Here is a 14446-nt window from a genome sequence, read left to right on the forward strand (position 1 = left end):
TCGCTTGCGCGTATACGCACTTGCGTATAAATGAAAAATATGCTACACTTTTTTTGCGACAAAAAAGAGAAAATGGTCGCACGGAGGTGGTTGAGGTTGCTGAAAACATGTTGCTTTACCGGGCATAGGCCCCAGTCCTTGCCCTGGGGAAATCGGGAGGAGGATTTCCGCTGTCATGCATTGAAGGAGCGGCTACAGAAAGAAATTCGACGGCTGCATCAAGAGGAAGGGGTTCAACACTTCCTTTCTGGTATGGCCTTGGGGGTGGATACTTGGGCGGCGGAACTCGTTTTGGAGGAAAAGTTGTATTGGCCCGAAATAATCTTAGAATGTGTAATTCCTTGTCCTGAGCAGGCTGAGCGATGGAAAAGCGCTGATAGAAAACGGTATGTTTCCATTTTACACCGCTGTGACCGGAAAACCGTATTACAAGAGTTCTATTCACGGGATTGCTTTTTGCTTAGAAACCGTTATATGGTTGACAACAGCCAATTTGTTTTGGCAGTGTGGAATGGACAGTCAGGAGGTACGGGATATACCGTGGATTATGCAAGAAGGCGCAATCGGACAATGATTATACTCCCACCTCTTTGAGCCCAATAGCAAAGCGGAGCCGCGGCAACTGCCGCGGCTTACTGTTTGAGGCGCTTGGTCAAATATCCATCCCCTACACAATATGGGGGTTATATCCCCTTAACAATTAGGATTATAACCCCCATACTAATTTGTGTCAGGGGGGGAATATGTTTTATGATAAAATACGATAAGCTATGGATAACCATGGATAAAAAACATATATCCACATACGATTTGAGAGAAAAGGGCGGTATAGACAGCAAAACAGTTAGACGGTTACGGGCAAATGAAAACATGGAAACAAAGACATTGAATAAATTATGCGCTGTGCTGAACTGTAAATTGGAAGATATTGCTGAATACGAACCAGACGTTAAATAGCAAAGCGGAGCCGCGGCAACTGCCGCGGCTCCGCCTGTTTCTGAGAGGGGAAAACGCTTTTTACAGGGTTTCCGGCTGGGGAGGAAGCTGGGCAAAGCTCTCCTCCAGCTCCGCGTCGGTGGGGATGACGTCGACCATCTCGCCGTCGTGGAACTTCTGATAGGCCACCAGGTCAAAATATCCCGTGCCGGTGAGGCCGAAGACGATGGTCTTCTCCTCGCCGGTCTCCTTGCACTTCATGGCCTCGTCGATGGCCACCCGGATGGCGTGGCTGGACTCGGGGGCGGGCAGGATGCCTTCCACCCGGGCGAACAGCTCCGCCGCCTCAAAGACGGAGGTCTGCTCCACGGACCGGGCCTCCATGTAGCCGTCGTGGTAGAGCTGGGACAAAATGGAGCTCATGCCGTGATAGCGCAGCCCGCCGGCGTGGTTGGCCGAGGGGATGAAGTTGGAGCCCAGGGTATACATCTTTGCCAGGGGGCAGACCATGCCCGTGTCGCAGAAGTCGTAGGCGTACCGGCCCCGGGTGAGGCTGGGGCAGCTTGCGGGCTCCACGGCGATGAAGCGGTACTTGGCCTCGCCCCGCAGCTCCTGGCCCATGAAGGGGGAGATCAGGCCGCCTAAGTTGGAGCCGCCTCCGGCGCAGCCGATGATGATGTCGGGCACCACGCCGTATTTATCCAGGGCCGCCTTGGTCTCCAGCCCGATGACGCTCTGGTGGAGCAGCACCTGGTTCAGCACACTGCCCAGCACATAGCGGTAGCCGGGGGTAGTGGTGGCCACCTCCACGGCCTCGGAGATGGCACAGCCAAGGGAGCCGGTGGTGCCGGGGTGCTCGGCGAGGATTTTCCGGCCCACGGCGGTGGACTCGCTGGGGGAGGGGGTGACGGACGCGCCGTAGGTGCGCATGACCTCCCGGCGGAAGGGTTTTTGCTCATAGGAACACTTCACCATGTAGACCTTGCAGTCCAGACCCAGGTATCCGCAGGCCATGGACAGCGCCGTGCCCCACTGGCCGGCCCCGGTCTCGGTGGTCACGCCCTTGAGGCCCTGCTCCTTGGCGTAGTACGCCTGGGCGATGGCGCTGTTGAGCTTGTGGGAGCCGGAGGTGTTGTTGCCCTCGAACTTATAGTAAATCTTGGCCGGGGTCTGGAGCTTTTCCTCCAGGCAGTAGGCCCGGACCAGGGGGGAGGGGCGGTACATCTTATAGAAGCTGCGGATTTCCTCCGGGATGGGGAAGTAGGCGGTGTCGTTGTCCAGCTCCTGGCGGATCAGCTCGTCGCAGAACACGCCGCGCAGGTCCTCAAAGCCCATGGGCTGGAGGGTGCCGGGGTTCAGCAGGGGGGCGGGCTTATTCTTCATGTCCGCGCGGACGTTGTACCAGCTCTTGGGCATCTCCTCTTCGGTCAGATAGATTTTGTAAGGGATTTTTTCGTTTGCCATGGTAATTTCTCCTTTCTGACTGGGGAAAGGGTACAAAAAATCGCCCCTGTCCCCTGCAATACTTGCTGGGACAAGAGCGGTAAACTCCTGCGGTGCCACCCGGCTTGACGCGTTTTGCGTCCACTTAGCGCGTACACGGTCGTATACGCCGGCTGTTCGTAACGGAGTGCCCAACTCCGGCTCGCCTACGCGGGGAAGCTCCCCTTCGGTTCGCCCTCAGAAGCCCATTCGGCGCCGCCCGCCGCACCGCATCCCACCAAACCTGCGGCTCTCTGGAACGGAGTGACTGCGCGTACTTGCTCTTCCTCAACGGTTTTTTGCAGTTTAGCACACCGCGCCGCAGCTGTCAAGAAAAATTTTTCACGCCGCCCTTCCGGCGTTAAGAACGCGTTCGAAAAAACGGGTTTCCTGTCAAAAATAAGGATTCCTTTCATATTGCGGATGCCCCCGGTGAATTCTGCAAGTTATTATGCAAAAAATTGAAAATCTGGCACAACTTTTCTATAAAAGTGCGCAAAAAAACGATTCCTTTTTAGGCTTTCCGCAGAAAATAAGAAATTTGTGTAAAAAATAACGAGCCTGCATTTACAGCATTGACCTGGAGTGTTATAATACTGGCTGTATGCAGAAAGCCTGACTGATGCAAACCGATGCTGCGCAAGGCAGCAAGAAAAAATAGGAGGTTAGTTTATGGCAAGAAAGTTTAAGTCCATGGACGGTAACAACGCGGCCGCATATGTCAGCTACGCGTTTACCGAAGTGGCGGGGATCTATCCGATCACTCCGTCCTCCCCCATGGCAGACCTGGTCGACCAGTGGTCCGCTGCCGGCCAGAAGAATATTTTCGGAAACACGGTGAAGGTCTGCGAGATGCAGTCCGAGGCCGGCGCTTCCGGCACCGTCCACGGCTCCCTGGCCGCCGGTGCCCTGACCACCACTTATACCGCTTCCCAGGGCCTGCTGCTGATGATCCCCAACATGTATAAGATCGCCGGCGAGCTGCTGCCCTGCGTGTTCCATGTGTCCGCGCGTACCGTCTCCACCCACGCGCTGAACATTTTCGGTGACCACTCCGACGTTATGGCCTGCCGCCAGACCGGATTCGCCATGCTCTGCGAGGGCAACGTCCAGGAGGTCATGGACCTCTCCGCCGTGGCCCATCTGGCCGCCATTGAGGGCCGCGTGCCCTTCGTCAACTTCTTCGACGGCTTCCGCACCTCCCACGAGATCCAGAAGGTGGCCGTGTGGGATTACGACGACCTGAAGGACATGTGCGATATGGACGCTGTGGAGTCCTTCCGCAAGCACGCCCTGAACCCCGAGCATCCCCAGATGCGCGGCAGCCACGAAAACGGCGACATCTTCTTCCAGCACCGCGAGGCCTGCAACAAGTACTATGACGCTCTGCCCGCCGTGGTGGAGAAATACATGGGCAAGGTCAACGCTAAGCTGGGCACCGACTACAAGCTGTTCAACTACTATGGCGCTCCCGACGCTGACCGCGTCATCATCGCCATGGGTTCCATCTGCGACGTGAGCGAGGAGGTCATCGACTACCTGAACGCCCACGGCGAAAAGGTGGGCCTCATCAAGGTCCGCCTGTACCGCCCCTTCGCCGCCGACAAGCTGCTCTCCGCCATTCCCGCCACCGCCAAGAAGATCGCGGTGCTGGACCGCACCAAGGAGCCCGGCGCCCAGGGCGAACCCCTTTATCTGGACGTGGTCACGGCGCTTGCCAACGCCGGCCGCGGCGATGTGACCGTCATCGGCGGCCGCTATGGCCTGGGTTCCAAGGACACCCCGCCCCGCAGCGTGTTTGCCGTGTATGAGGAGCTGAGCAAGGCCGCTCCCAAGCGCCAGTTCACCATCGGCATCGTGGACGATGTGACCCACCTGAGCCTGGAGGAGAAGGCCGCCCCCAACACCGCCCCCGAGGGCACCATCGCCTGCAAGTTCTGGGGCCTGGGCGGCGACGGCACCGTCGGCGCCAACAAGAACTCCATCAAGATTATCGGCGACCACACCGATAAGTACATCCAGGCCTACTTCCAGTACGACTCCAAGAAGACCGGCGGCGTGACCATCAGCCACCTCCGGTTCGGCGACAAGCCCATCAAGAGCCCGTACTACATCAACAAGGCCGACTTTGTGGCCTGCCACGTGCCCGCCTACATCACCAAGAGCTTCCCCATCGTCCGGGACGTCAAGCCCGGCGGCACCTTCCTCATCAACTGCCAGTGGGATACCAAGGAGTTGGGCGAGCATCTGGACGCCGCCTCCAAGCGCTACATCGCTGAGAACAACATCCAGGTCTACACCATCGACGCCATCGACCTGGCCGCCAAGATCGGCATGGGCAAGCGCACCAACACCATTTTGCAGTCCGCCTTCTTCGCCCTGGCCAAGGTCATGCCCCAGGAAGACGCTGTGAAGTACATGAAGGACGCCGCCACCCATTCCTACCTGAAGAAGGGCCAGGACATTGTGGATATGAACCACAAGGCCATCGACATGGGCGCCAGCGCCTTCAAGAAGTTCGACGTGCCCGCCGACTGGGCCTCCGCCCAGGATGCCTCCACGTCCCAGCAGCTTGCCGGCAAGCCTGAGCTGGTGGAGCAGGTCAGGAACATCCTGTTCCCCATCTCCAAGATGGACGGCGACAGCCTGCCCGTCTCCGCGTTCCTGCCCCATGTGGACGGCCAGTTCGAGCAGGGCGCCGCTGCCTATGAAAAGCGCGGCGTGGCCGTCAGCGTGCCCACCTGGGATTCCACCAAGTGCATCCAGTGCAACAACTGCGCCTATGTCTGCCCCCACGCCACCATCCGTCCCTACGCCCTCACCGAGGAGGAGGCCAAGGCCGCTCCCGCGGCGGCCAAGATCGTGGACGTCAAGGCCGGCAAGGGCAAGGGCGTCTACAAGTACACCATGGCCATCTCTCCGCTGGACTGCATGGGCTGCGGCGTCTGCGTGGGCCAGTGCCCGGTGAACGCCCTGACCATGGTTCCCCAGGAAGAGGAGGCCGCCCAGCAGGAGGTCTTCAACTACTGCGTCGACAAGGTCTCCGAGAAGAAGGATATGCAGGACAACACGGTCAAGGGCAGCCAGTTCAAGCAGCCCATGCTGGAGTTCTCCGGCTCCTGCGCCGGCTGCGCCGAGACCAGCTATGCCCGCCTCGTCACCCAGCTCTACGGCGAGCGCATGTACATCTCCAACGCCACCGGCTGCTCCTCCATCTGGGGCGGACCGGCCGCTACCTCCCCCTACTGCACCAACAAGGCCGGACACGGCCCCGCTTGGTCCAACTCCCTCTTTGAGGACAACGCCGAGCACGGCCTGGGTATGTATCTGGGCCAGAACGCCGTCCGTCAGAGCCTGGCTGAGAAGACCCGTGCCCTGATCGCCGTGCCCCACGCCTGGTCCGGCCTGAAGGAGGCCGCTCAGAAGTGGCTGGATACCATGGAGGATGGCGAGGCCAACGCCGAGGCCACCCGCGCCTACATCGCCGCCCTCGAAGAGGGCCTCATGACGGTGGATCAGTGCATGGCGTTCATCGGCAGCCCCGCAAGCCATGAGGTGTTCGGTGCCAAGCACGCCGAGATGAAGGCCCACATGGAGAGCCTGAAGGCCTCCGGTGCCAAGTACTGCGACTGCGATGCCTGCACTTTGGCGGAGGAGATCCTCTCCAAGAAGGAATACCTGGCCAAGAAGTCCATGTGGATCTTCGGCGGCGACGGCTGGGCCTACGACATCGGCTTCGGCGGATTGGATCACGTCCTCGCTTCCGGAAACGACGTCAACGTCTTCGTCTTCGACACCGAGGTGTACTCCAACACCGGCGGCCAGGCCTCCAAGGCCTCCAACATCGGCCAGGTGGCCCAGTTTGCCGCCGCTGGTAAGGAGATCAAGAAGAAGAGCCTTGCCGAGATTGCCATGAGCTACGGCTATATCTATGTGGCCCAGGTGGCCATGGGCGCCAACCCCGCCCAGACCCTGAAGGCCATCACCGAGGCCGAGGCCTATCACGGCCCGTCCCTCATCATCGGCTACGCCCCCTGCGAGATGCACTCCATCAAGGGCGGCATGGTCAACTGCCAGAAGGAAATGAAGCGCGCCGTGGATTGCGGCTACTGGAACATGTTCCGCTTCAATCCCGCGGCGGAGGGCTCCAAGTTCACCCTGGATTCCAAGGCGCCCGCAGGCGGCTATCAGGAGTTCCTGATGAACGAGGCCCGCTACAGCCGTCTGACCCGGGAGTTCCCGGACCGCGCATCCGAGCTGTTTGCCAAGTCTGAGGCAGCCGCCAAGGCCCGCTATGAGCACCTGCTCAAGCTGAAGGCCATGTACGAGGGCTGATCGCTCCATCTCAGTTAGAAAAGGCCACGGGAATTCCCGTGGCCTTTTTCTATCCAAAGCGCGCCGCAGCGCCTCGGGCACTTCTTCAAAAAAGGAAAAACCTGTTCCCGCGTAAGCGGGAACAGGTGCGCAGATCAGGAGAGCAGCGCCTCAGCCATGGAAAGCCCTTGGGCGCGTGTGGGGGACGCTGTAAAATCCCCGTCCTCCGGCAGCAGCCCCCAGGCCCATGCCTGGTTCAGCTCCCGCTCCGCCCAGCCGGGCGCGGCCAGGGCGGCGGGCAGGGGGGAGGTCCGGACCGTTTCCGGCTCCAGCCCCAGGGCGCCGGCAGAGCGTACCAGGAACACGGCCGCCTCCTGCCAGGTCAGGATTCTGGCGGCGGAGAAGGTGCCGTCGCCGTTGCCCTTGGCCACACCGGACTGATGGGCCCAGTTCAGGGGGTGGCGGAACCATTCGATGCCCAGAAGATCGGTGAAGGGCGGATCGTCCCAAGAGCCGTCGGATGCAGTGCCGGCTTCAAAAAGCGGCTCCGCCGCCTGATGGATCTGCCCCAGGAAGCGGCCCCGGGTCAGGGGCGCGTCCGGATGCTCCGCCTGGGAGAGCCGTTCCGGATGGGCATAGAGATACTCCACGCAGGAGTCTTTGCCCGATAGGTAGTCGTCTAAGGTCTGGGGGACCGCCACGTCCGGCGCCAGGGGGATCACCTGCCGCCCGGCGCCCGCGTCCAACAGCGTATTGAGGTCAATATATTTGGAGGACATGCCGCCCCGGAGGCCGGAGCCCGGCAGGCTGAAGCTCTTCACAGAGCCGAAGTGGCTGACGCTGCCGGAGGTCTCCTCGCCCAAGAGCACCGCGCCCATCTCCTGAAGCTCCACAGCGTTGATGATGCCGGAGGAAAAAGTGGACTCGCCGATGAGGCAGATCAGCTGGGCGCCGCTGTCCGCCAGGACTTCAAATAGGGGCCAGATGACCCCGTCGGAGCCGCCGCCGTTGTTGCGCAGGTCCAGGATCACCCGCTGGACGGGCTGGGCGTCCAGATCGCTCCAGACCTGTCCGGCGAACGTCTCCATGGGCAGCTCCGGGTCCTCCTGACAGATGTTGTACTGGATATAGTAGCTGCCGTCCTTCAGGAATTTGGACCAGTAGTAGGCATTGGCGGCCGCGGTCTCAGGCTCTGCGGAGCGCCGGTCTGAGAGGCGGCTGACCGTCATTTGGGAAAGGGCCTCCGTATCCACAGCCTGAAGGGAGAGGGATGCTCCGTCGGAGAAGGTCAGCGTCAGGGGGCGGCCCTGCTCAGCGATCCCCACATAGTCATAGAACTCGGCCACATTGCAGGACTGGCGGTACTGCCGCCGCAGCTTCACGCCGTTGTCCGCGCTGAGCAGCCGGCGGAAGGATTCCACCACCTGGTCCATGGTGCGGCCGTTGATGGCAGTCACCTGCCGGCCCAGGAGGCTGCTGGACTCTGCGGCGCTGAGGTACCACTTGCCGTCCATCCAGGTGAGGGCCATGGGGTAGAAGTGCATCTGCTCGGCCAGGCTGCCGCCCAGGGCCAGCGAGGTGTGGGAGTCTCCCGCCAGGGCAGTCAGGCTCTGAAGGTCCATGGCAAACTCCACGTCGCTCACCGTGCCCAGCCGCTGCTCTATCTCCGCCTTGCGCTCCAAAAAGACGGATTCCGGCGTGTTGGCGAAGAGGTTGGGATGGTAGGTGGACAGCGTCTCATACAGGAAGTCCAGGTCCTCCTGCCGGGAGGATGCATCGTTCTCGGCGGCCATCGCCCCGGTGGTCAACAGCAGCATCAAAGCAAGGCACAGGCAAAAAAGCCGCCTCCAGTTGTATCTATGGGTCATACATGTTCCTCTCTTTCCAGGTCACTATTCAGACTGTACCTATAAATTAGTACAATAACACAATAATACAAAACAGACTGCCTGTCAAGGAAAATATTGCAGGACCCATTTGTTCAGACGCGTCTTGTATTTTTCACCGCGCATGCTACAATTTATTTTAAGAGATTGATAAGAGGAGGCTTCCATGGAGACAATAGAAAAAGAGAGAAAGCGCCCCTTCCGCACGCTGAGGCGGGGAGCGGCAGCGGCGGCGCTGTGCCTCTTAGTGGGGCTGGGCTGCTTTTTGGGCGGCCGCTTCAGCGCCGGGGGGAAACAGGAGACGCTTTCTGCAGTGGTGCTGGAGAACCGGCTGACAGCGATCAGCGAGCTGGCCACTGTCACCTATTCCTACACCAATATGGCCCAGTTTGAAAGCAGCAACGACTTTTACGGCATGAAGGTGCCCTTTACCACCAAAAAGTTCATCCTCACCTATGACGGGGAGATCAAGGCGGGCGTGGATTTGTCCCTTGCCCGGGTGGAGCTCAAGGGCACGGAGGTGCGCGTGGAGCTGCCGGAGGCAGCCATCCTCTCCCACTCCATCGACGAGGACAGCGTGGAGGTCTTTGACGAAAAGACCAGCATCTTCAACCCCTTTACGGTGGAGGACTTCACGGCCTTCCGCCAGGACCAGCAGCAGGAGATGGAGCGCAGGGCTCTGGAGAAGGGACTGCTGGAGGAGGCCGGGGAAAAGGCGGGCCAGAGCGTAAAGGCGCTGCTTCTCGCCGCGCTGCCGGAAGGGTATACTCTGAACGTCCAGTAAGGAGATCGGTTGCATGTGGGTTCTATTTGCGTTTGGCTCGGCATTTTTTGCCGGCGTCACCTCCATCCTGGCCAAGTGCGGCATCCGCCGGACGGATTCCAACGTGGCCACGGCCATCCGCACCGTGGTGGTGCTGGTGATGGGATGGGTGATGGTGGTAGTGGTGGGCTCCTATAGCGGCATCCGTGAGATCAGTGCAGGGACGCTGACGTTTTTGGTGCTGTCGGGCCTGGCTACAGGGGCGTCCTGGCTGTGCTACTTCCGGGCGCTGCAGCTTGGGGATGTGAACAAGGTGGTGCCCATCGACAAGTCCAGCATCATCCTCACCATTTTACTGGCCTTCCTCTTCCTCCGGGAGCCCATCTCCGTGAGCAAGGCTGTGGGGCTTGTGGCCATCGGCGCGGGGACCTATCTGATGATCCAGCGGAAAAGCGGCGCCCCCCGGGGAAAAGAGGAGGGGAAGGCGCTGGTCTACGCCGCCTGCTCGGCGGTCTTTGCCAGCCTGACTTCCATTTTGGGGAAGGTGGGCATCAGCGGCGTGGAGTCCAACCTGGGCACGGCCATCCGCAATGGGGTGGTGCTGGTTATGGCCTGGGTGGTGGTGCTTGTTACGGGGAAGCTGCGTGAGGTGGCAAAGGTGCCCCGGGGAGAGCTGGGGTTCATCTGCCTCTCGGGCCTGGCCACCGGGGCATCCTGGCTCTGCTACTACCGGGCGCTGCAGGAGGGGCCCGCCAGCGTGGTGGTGCCCATCGACAAGCTGAGCATCCTGGTGACCATCGCCTTTTCCGCCGTGGTCTTTCATGAAAGGCTGACGGTAAAGGCCGGCGCCGGCCTTGGGCTCATCACCGCCGGCACCCTGGTGATGCTGATCTGATCGGCTATTGGCATTCTATGAAAGCCGCCCCGGAGCAGTTGCTCCGGGGCGGCTTCACACAATCAGGGATTATTTCATGGATTCCGACACGGCGACCGCCACAGCAACGGTGGCGCCCACCATGGGGTTGTTGCCCATGCCAAGGAAGCCCATCATCTCCACGTGGGCGGGGACGGAGGAGGACCCTGCGAACTGGGCGTCGGAGTGCATGCGGCCCATGGTGTCGGTCATGCCATAGGAGGCGGGGCCGGCGGCCATGTTGTCCGGGTGCAGCGTGCGGCCGGTGCCGCCGCCGGAGGCCACGGAGAAGTACTTCTTGCCCTGCTCGATGCACTCTTTCTTATAGGTGCCGGCCACAGGGTGCTGGAAGCGGGTGGGGTTGGTGGAGTTGCCGGTGATGGACACATCCACGCCCTCGTGGTGCATAATGGCCACGCCTTCGCGGACGTCATCGGCGCCGTAGCAGCGGACGTTGGCCCGCTCACCCTCGCTGTAGCGGATCTCGCGGACGATCTTCAGGTCGCTGGTGTAGTAGTCAAACTGGGTCTGGACATAGGTGAAGCCATTGATGCGGCTGATGATCTGAGCCGCGTCCTTGCCCAGGCCGTTGAGGATCACCCGCAGGGGCTCCTTGCGGGCCTTGTTGGCGTTCTTCACGATGCCGATGGCGCCTTCGGCGGCGGCAAAGGACTCGTGGCCGGCCAGGAAGGCAAAGCACTTGGACTCGTCGCTCAGCAGCATGGCGCCCAGGTTGCCGTGGCCCAGGCCGACCTTGCGGTCCTCGGCCACGGAGCCATCGATGCAGAAGGACTGAAGTCCCACACCGATGAGCTTGGCCGCCTCGGCGGCGTTCTTGGCGCCGGCACGGATGGCGATGGCGGCGCCCACGCAGTACGCCCAGCAGGCGTTTTCAAAACAGATGGGCTGGATGCCCTTGACAATCTCATAGGGGTCAAAGCCGGCGTTTTTGCAGATTTCCCGGCACTCCTCCACAGAGCCGATGCCATACTGAGCGAGGACACCGTTGATCTTGTCGATTCTTCTTTCGTAGCTTTCAAACAGAGCCATTTTCTTTGTCCTCCTCTATTACTCGTGGCGGGGGTCGATGTACTTGGCGGCGCCGTCGAACTGGCCATAGTGGCCCTTGGCCTTCTCCATGGCCTCGTTGGCGTCCATGCCGCCCTTGATGAAGTCCATCATCTTGCCTAAGTTGACGAACTCATAGCCCACGATCTCGTCGTCCTTGTTCAGGGCCACGCGGGTGCAGTAGCCCTCGGCCATCTCGAGATAGCGGGGCCCCTTCTCACGGGTGGCGAACATGGTGCCCACCTGGGAGCGCAGTCCCTTGCCCAGATCCTCCAGGGAGGCGCCCACTGCCAGGCCGTCCTCAGAGAAAGCGGACTGGGTGCGGCCGTAGACGATCTGCAAAAAGAGTTCCCGCATGGCGGTGTTGATGGCGTCGCACACCAGGTCGGTGTTCAGCGCCTCCAAAATGGTCTTGCCGATGAGGATTTCAGAGGCCATTGCAGCGGAGTGGGTCATGCCGGAGCAGCCCAGGGTCTCCACCAGCGCCTCTTCAATTACGCCGTTTTTCACATTCAGCGTCAGCTTGCAGGCGCCCTGCTGAGGGGCGCACCAGCCCACACCGTGGGTAAAGCCGCTGATGTCCTTGATTTCCTTTGCCTGGACCCATTTTCCCTCCTCGGGGATGGGGGCGGGGCCGTGATATGCGCCCTTGGCGACGGGGCACATATGCTGCACTTCGGTGGAATAGATCATATGGAATTCTTCCTTTCTTCTCCTTTTTCTTAAAACGGGGCGGCCACGGCTCCGTCGGAATCTGATCCTGGTCCAATGAACCACAAAAATTATAACGGGAACAGGGAAAACTGTCAAGCCAGTCCGCCTGTTTCCCGGCTTTTTCCTTGCATTTCTTTTTAAATTGGTCACATTTCCTGCATTATTTTTGTTGCGCAAACAGACGTTGGATTTAACCGGGGTTTTCCGAACCGCGGCCCGGTATAAACTGGGATTTTTCCAAAGATTCGTATTGCTTTCCCAACTGCAGTCGGCTATACTGATTTCTAAATTGGGCTGAGTACAGCCACTGAGAGCGCCTGAATTGCGGAATGGAGGAATCCCATGTTTACGGACAGTTATTTTGACAAGCTGATTCTCCCGAAGGAGGTGGAGGAGGCCCTGCGGAAAAGCCCCTGCATCGCCTATGCGGAGACCAAGGAAGAACTGGATGAAATGGTCTACGGGCCGACCCATACCTCCCGGTATGACGTGACGTATCAGATTGAGGGCCGCATGGTGAAGGAAGCGGAGGTCATCCGGTGCAAAAACGGCGCGGTGGTCAACTTTATGGAGGACTACATGCGCCGCAGGGACCCCAACTGCATGGCCATCGGCGATAATCTGCCCAGCGACAAGCCCCGGTTCAAGGACCGCTACGGCTACGAGTTCTCCACGCTGCGCCAGGCGACCCTGGACTGGCTCAGCGAGCAGAGCCTGGTGCTGCTGCCCTTCCGCGCCGGCGACCGGATTTACGGCTATGACAGCCTGATGGTCTGTCCGCTGAACGCCGCCTTTTTTGCCCTGGGCCTTGCGGATATGCAGGCCTTTGTCAGCATCAAGGACATTCCCCACGGCTACAAGCCCCGGTCCATCATTTACGTGGCGCCGCCCTTCCGCCACACCCACTTTGAGGGCAAACAGGTGGTGGTGCATAACCGCTCCAAGGACCTTCACGAGGTGTTTGCCTACAACCTCTATCCCGGCCCCAGCGCCAAGAAAGGCGTGTTCTCCATCCTGCTGGACATCGGGGAGCAGGAGGGGTGGGTCTGCTGCCACGCCTCCGCCGCCATGCTGGAGTCCCCCTATGAGCTGGAGACCGTGTTCATGCACGAAGGCGCCTCCGGCGGCGGCAAGAGCGAGATGCTGGAGGAGTTCCGCCGGGAGGAGGACAGCCGGCTGCTCATCGCCACCCACACGGTGACCGGTGAAAAGTACTACATGACGTTGCGCGAGTCCTGCAAGATCCACCCCATCTGCGACGATATGGCGGTGGCCTATAACAAGATTCAGGACCCGGAGGCAGGGAAGCTGTCCATCATGGACGCGGAGGACGGCTGGTTTTTGCGCATGGACGGCATGAACGCCTATGGCAACAGCCCGCTCTATGAGAAGATTTCCATCCATCCCCCCCGGCCCCTGGAGTTTTTCAATATGGACGGCGTGCCCGGCGCCACCTGCCTCATTTGGGAGCACGTGCTGGAGTCCAACGGCCAGCCCTGCAGCAATCCCCGGGTCATTATTCCCCGGGACATGATTGAGAACATCGTTCCCGACTCCGAGCCCCAGGAGGTGGATGTGCGCAGCTTCGGCGTCCGGATGCCGCCCTCCACCGCCATGAGCCCCAACTACGGCGTCATGGGCATGCTGCAGGTGGTGCCCCAGGCCCTGGCGTGGCTGTGGCGGCTGGTGTCGCCCCGGGGCTTCAAAAACCCCTCCATCGTGGGCTCCGACGGACTTAAGGGCGAGGGCGTTGGTTCCTACTGGCCCTTTGCCACCGGCAGGAAGGTGACGCAGGCCAACCTGCTGCTCAGGCAGATTCTGGGCTGCCCCAACACGCTCAACGTCCTGATCCCCAACCAGCACATCGGCGCCTATCACGTGGGCTTCATGGGCGAGTGGCTGGCCCGGGAGTATTTGGCCCGGGTGGGCGGACAGGTGAAGGCAAAGCATCTGACCCCGGCCCGCTGCCCCCTCTTTGGCTATGCCCTCCTGGATATGAAGTTAGACGGCCAGTTTATCCGCCAGACCTTCCTCCGGCCGGAGACCCAGTCCAAATTGGGGGCCGAGGGCTACGATCAGGGCGCCAAAATCCTGACGGATTTCTTCAAGCAGGAGATTAGCCAGTTCCTCACCGACGACTTGGATCCCCTGGGACGCCAGATCATCGAGTGCTGCTTAAACGACGGCACGCTGGAGGACTACCTGGCGCTGACCCCCATGAAACTGCTGAAATAAAGGCTTCCGCGCCAGCCAGGCAGCGGACCCCATAAGAGACAAAAAAAGAGACGAACCGACCGGTTCGTCTCTTTTTTTGTCTCTTTCAGGGCCGCACGGGCCGAAAGGCCTGCTTGTTGAGGAGAGACCGCCATC

At 60.4% G+C, this 14446-nt stretch carries 10 protein-coding genes; 6 read left to right on the forward strand and 4 right to left on the reverse strand.

Features of this window, described 5'->3' with window-relative positions:
• The first annotated feature begins 72 nt into the window (after window positions 1-72).
• Together H8790_RS12845 and H8790_RS12850 are read left to right on the forward strand one after the other, a co-directional pair.
• Complete coding sequence (locus tag H8790_RS12845; RefSeq protein WP_187334313.1) at window positions 73-594, forward strand: SLOG family protein; 522 nt, start codon at window positions 73-75, stop codon at window positions 592-594.
• A gap of 156 nt (window positions 595-750) precedes the next feature.
• Window positions 751-957, forward strand: coding sequence for a helix-turn-helix domain-containing protein (locus tag H8790_RS12850; RefSeq protein ID WP_187332909.1), 207 nt, complete (start codon window positions 751-753; stop codon window positions 955-957).
• A gap of 60 nt (window positions 958-1017) precedes the next feature.
• Here the strand turns inward: H8790_RS12850 and H8790_RS12855 are convergent, their stop codons facing one another.
• Window positions 1018-2400, reverse strand: coding sequence for a TrpB-like pyridoxal phosphate-dependent enzyme (locus H8790_RS12855; protein WP_187332910.1), 1383 nt, complete (start codon window positions 2398-2400; stop codon window positions 1018-1020).
• Window positions 2401-3090: 690 nt separating this feature from the next.
• Here H8790_RS12855 and nifJ point away from each other — a divergent pair.
• Window positions 3091-6753 carry a pyruvate:ferredoxin (flavodoxin) oxidoreductase gene (gene nifJ, locus H8790_RS12860; protein ID WP_187332911.1) on the forward strand — a complete coding sequence of 1221 codons (3663 nt, stop codon included), beginning with the start codon at window positions 3091-3093 and terminating at the stop codon, window positions 6751-6753.
• Between the two features lie 134 nt (window positions 6754-6887).
• Here nifJ and H8790_RS12865 read toward each other — a convergent pair whose 3' ends face one another.
• Window positions 6888-8600 carry an S-layer homology domain-containing protein gene (locus H8790_RS12865; protein ID WP_187332912.1) on the reverse strand — a complete coding sequence of 571 codons (1713 nt, stop codon included), beginning with the start codon at window positions 8598-8600 and terminating at the stop codon, window positions 6888-6890.
• Window positions 8601-8784: 184 nt separating this feature from the next.
• On the opposite strand from H8790_RS12865, the gene H8790_RS12870 reads away from it, so the two are divergent.
• On the forward strand, window positions 8785-9402 hold the full coding sequence (locus H8790_RS12870; protein ID WP_187332913.1) for a DUF4230 domain-containing protein: 618 nt from the start codon (window positions 8785-8787) through the stop codon (window positions 9400-9402).
• 13 nt (window positions 9403-9415) lie between these two features.
• Window positions 9416-10276, forward strand: coding sequence for an EamA family transporter (locus H8790_RS12875; protein WP_187332914.1), 861 nt, complete (start codon window positions 9416-9418; stop codon window positions 10274-10276).
• 69 nt (window positions 10277-10345) lie between these two features.
• Here H8790_RS12875 and H8790_RS12880 read toward each other — a convergent pair whose 3' ends face one another.
• Both H8790_RS12880 and H8790_RS12885 read right to left on the reverse strand, forming a co-directional pair.
• Window positions 10346-11344 (reverse strand): GGGtGRT protein, encoded by a 999-nt coding sequence (locus tag H8790_RS12880; RefSeq protein WP_187332915.1) that lies wholly within the window; start codon window positions 11342-11344, stop codon window positions 10346-10348.
• 18 nt (window positions 11345-11362) lie between these two features.
• A complete protein-coding gene (locus H8790_RS12885; protein ID WP_187332916.1) occupies window positions 11363-12055 on the reverse strand; it encodes an iron-sulfur cluster assembly scaffold protein in 693 nt (230 codons plus the stop codon).
• A gap of 363 nt (window positions 12056-12418) precedes the next feature.
• Here H8790_RS12885 and H8790_RS12890 point away from each other — a divergent pair, with 363 nt between their 5' ends.
• Window positions 12419-14311 (forward strand): DUF4914 family protein, encoded by a 1893-nt coding sequence (locus tag H8790_RS12890; protein ID WP_187332917.1) that lies wholly within the window; start codon window positions 12419-12421, stop codon window positions 14309-14311.
• Window positions 14312-14446 lie beyond the last annotated feature (135 nt).

This window comes from Oscillibacter hominis (assembly GCF_014334055.1).
Taxonomy (GTDB): domain Bacteria; phylum Bacillota; class Clostridia; order Oscillospirales; family Oscillospiraceae; genus Oscillibacter; species Oscillibacter hominis.

Excerpts from the sequence above, each read along its gene's own strand:
- H8790_RS12845 (WP_187334313.1), top strand. The coding sequence starts at position 73 with ATGGTCGCACGGAGGTGGTTGAGGTTGCTGAAAACATGTTGCTTTACC.
- H8790_RS12850 (WP_187332909.1), top strand. The coding sequence starts at position 751 with ATGATAAAATACGATAAGCTATGGATAACCATGGATAAAAAACATATA.
- H8790_RS12855 (WP_187332910.1), bottom strand. The coding sequence starts at position 2,400 with ATGGCAAACGAAAAAATCCCTTACAAAATCTATCTGACCGAAGAGGAG.
- nifJ (WP_187332911.1), top strand. The coding sequence starts at position 3,091 with ATGGCAAGAAAGTTTAAGTCCATGGACGGTAACAACGCGGCCGCATAT.
- H8790_RS12865 (WP_187332912.1), bottom strand. The coding sequence starts at position 8,600 with ATGACCCATAGATACAACTGGAGGCGGCTTTTTTGCCTGTGCCTTGCT.
- H8790_RS12870 (WP_187332913.1), top strand. The coding sequence starts at position 8,785 with ATGGAGACAATAGAAAAAGAGAGAAAGCGCCCCTTCCGCACGCTGAGG.
- H8790_RS12875 (WP_187332914.1), top strand. The coding sequence starts at position 9,416 with ATGTGGGTTCTATTTGCGTTTGGCTCGGCATTTTTTGCCGGCGTCACC.
- H8790_RS12880 (WP_187332915.1), bottom strand. The coding sequence starts at position 11,344 with ATGGCTCTGTTTGAAAGCTACGAAAGAAGAATCGACAAGATCAACGGT.
- H8790_RS12885 (WP_187332916.1), bottom strand. The coding sequence starts at position 12,055 with ATGATCTATTCCACCGAAGTGCAGCATATGTGCCCCGTCGCCAAGGGC.
- H8790_RS12890 (WP_187332917.1), top strand. The coding sequence starts at position 12,419 with ATGTTTACGGACAGTTATTTTGACAAGCTGATTCTCCCGAAGGAGGTG.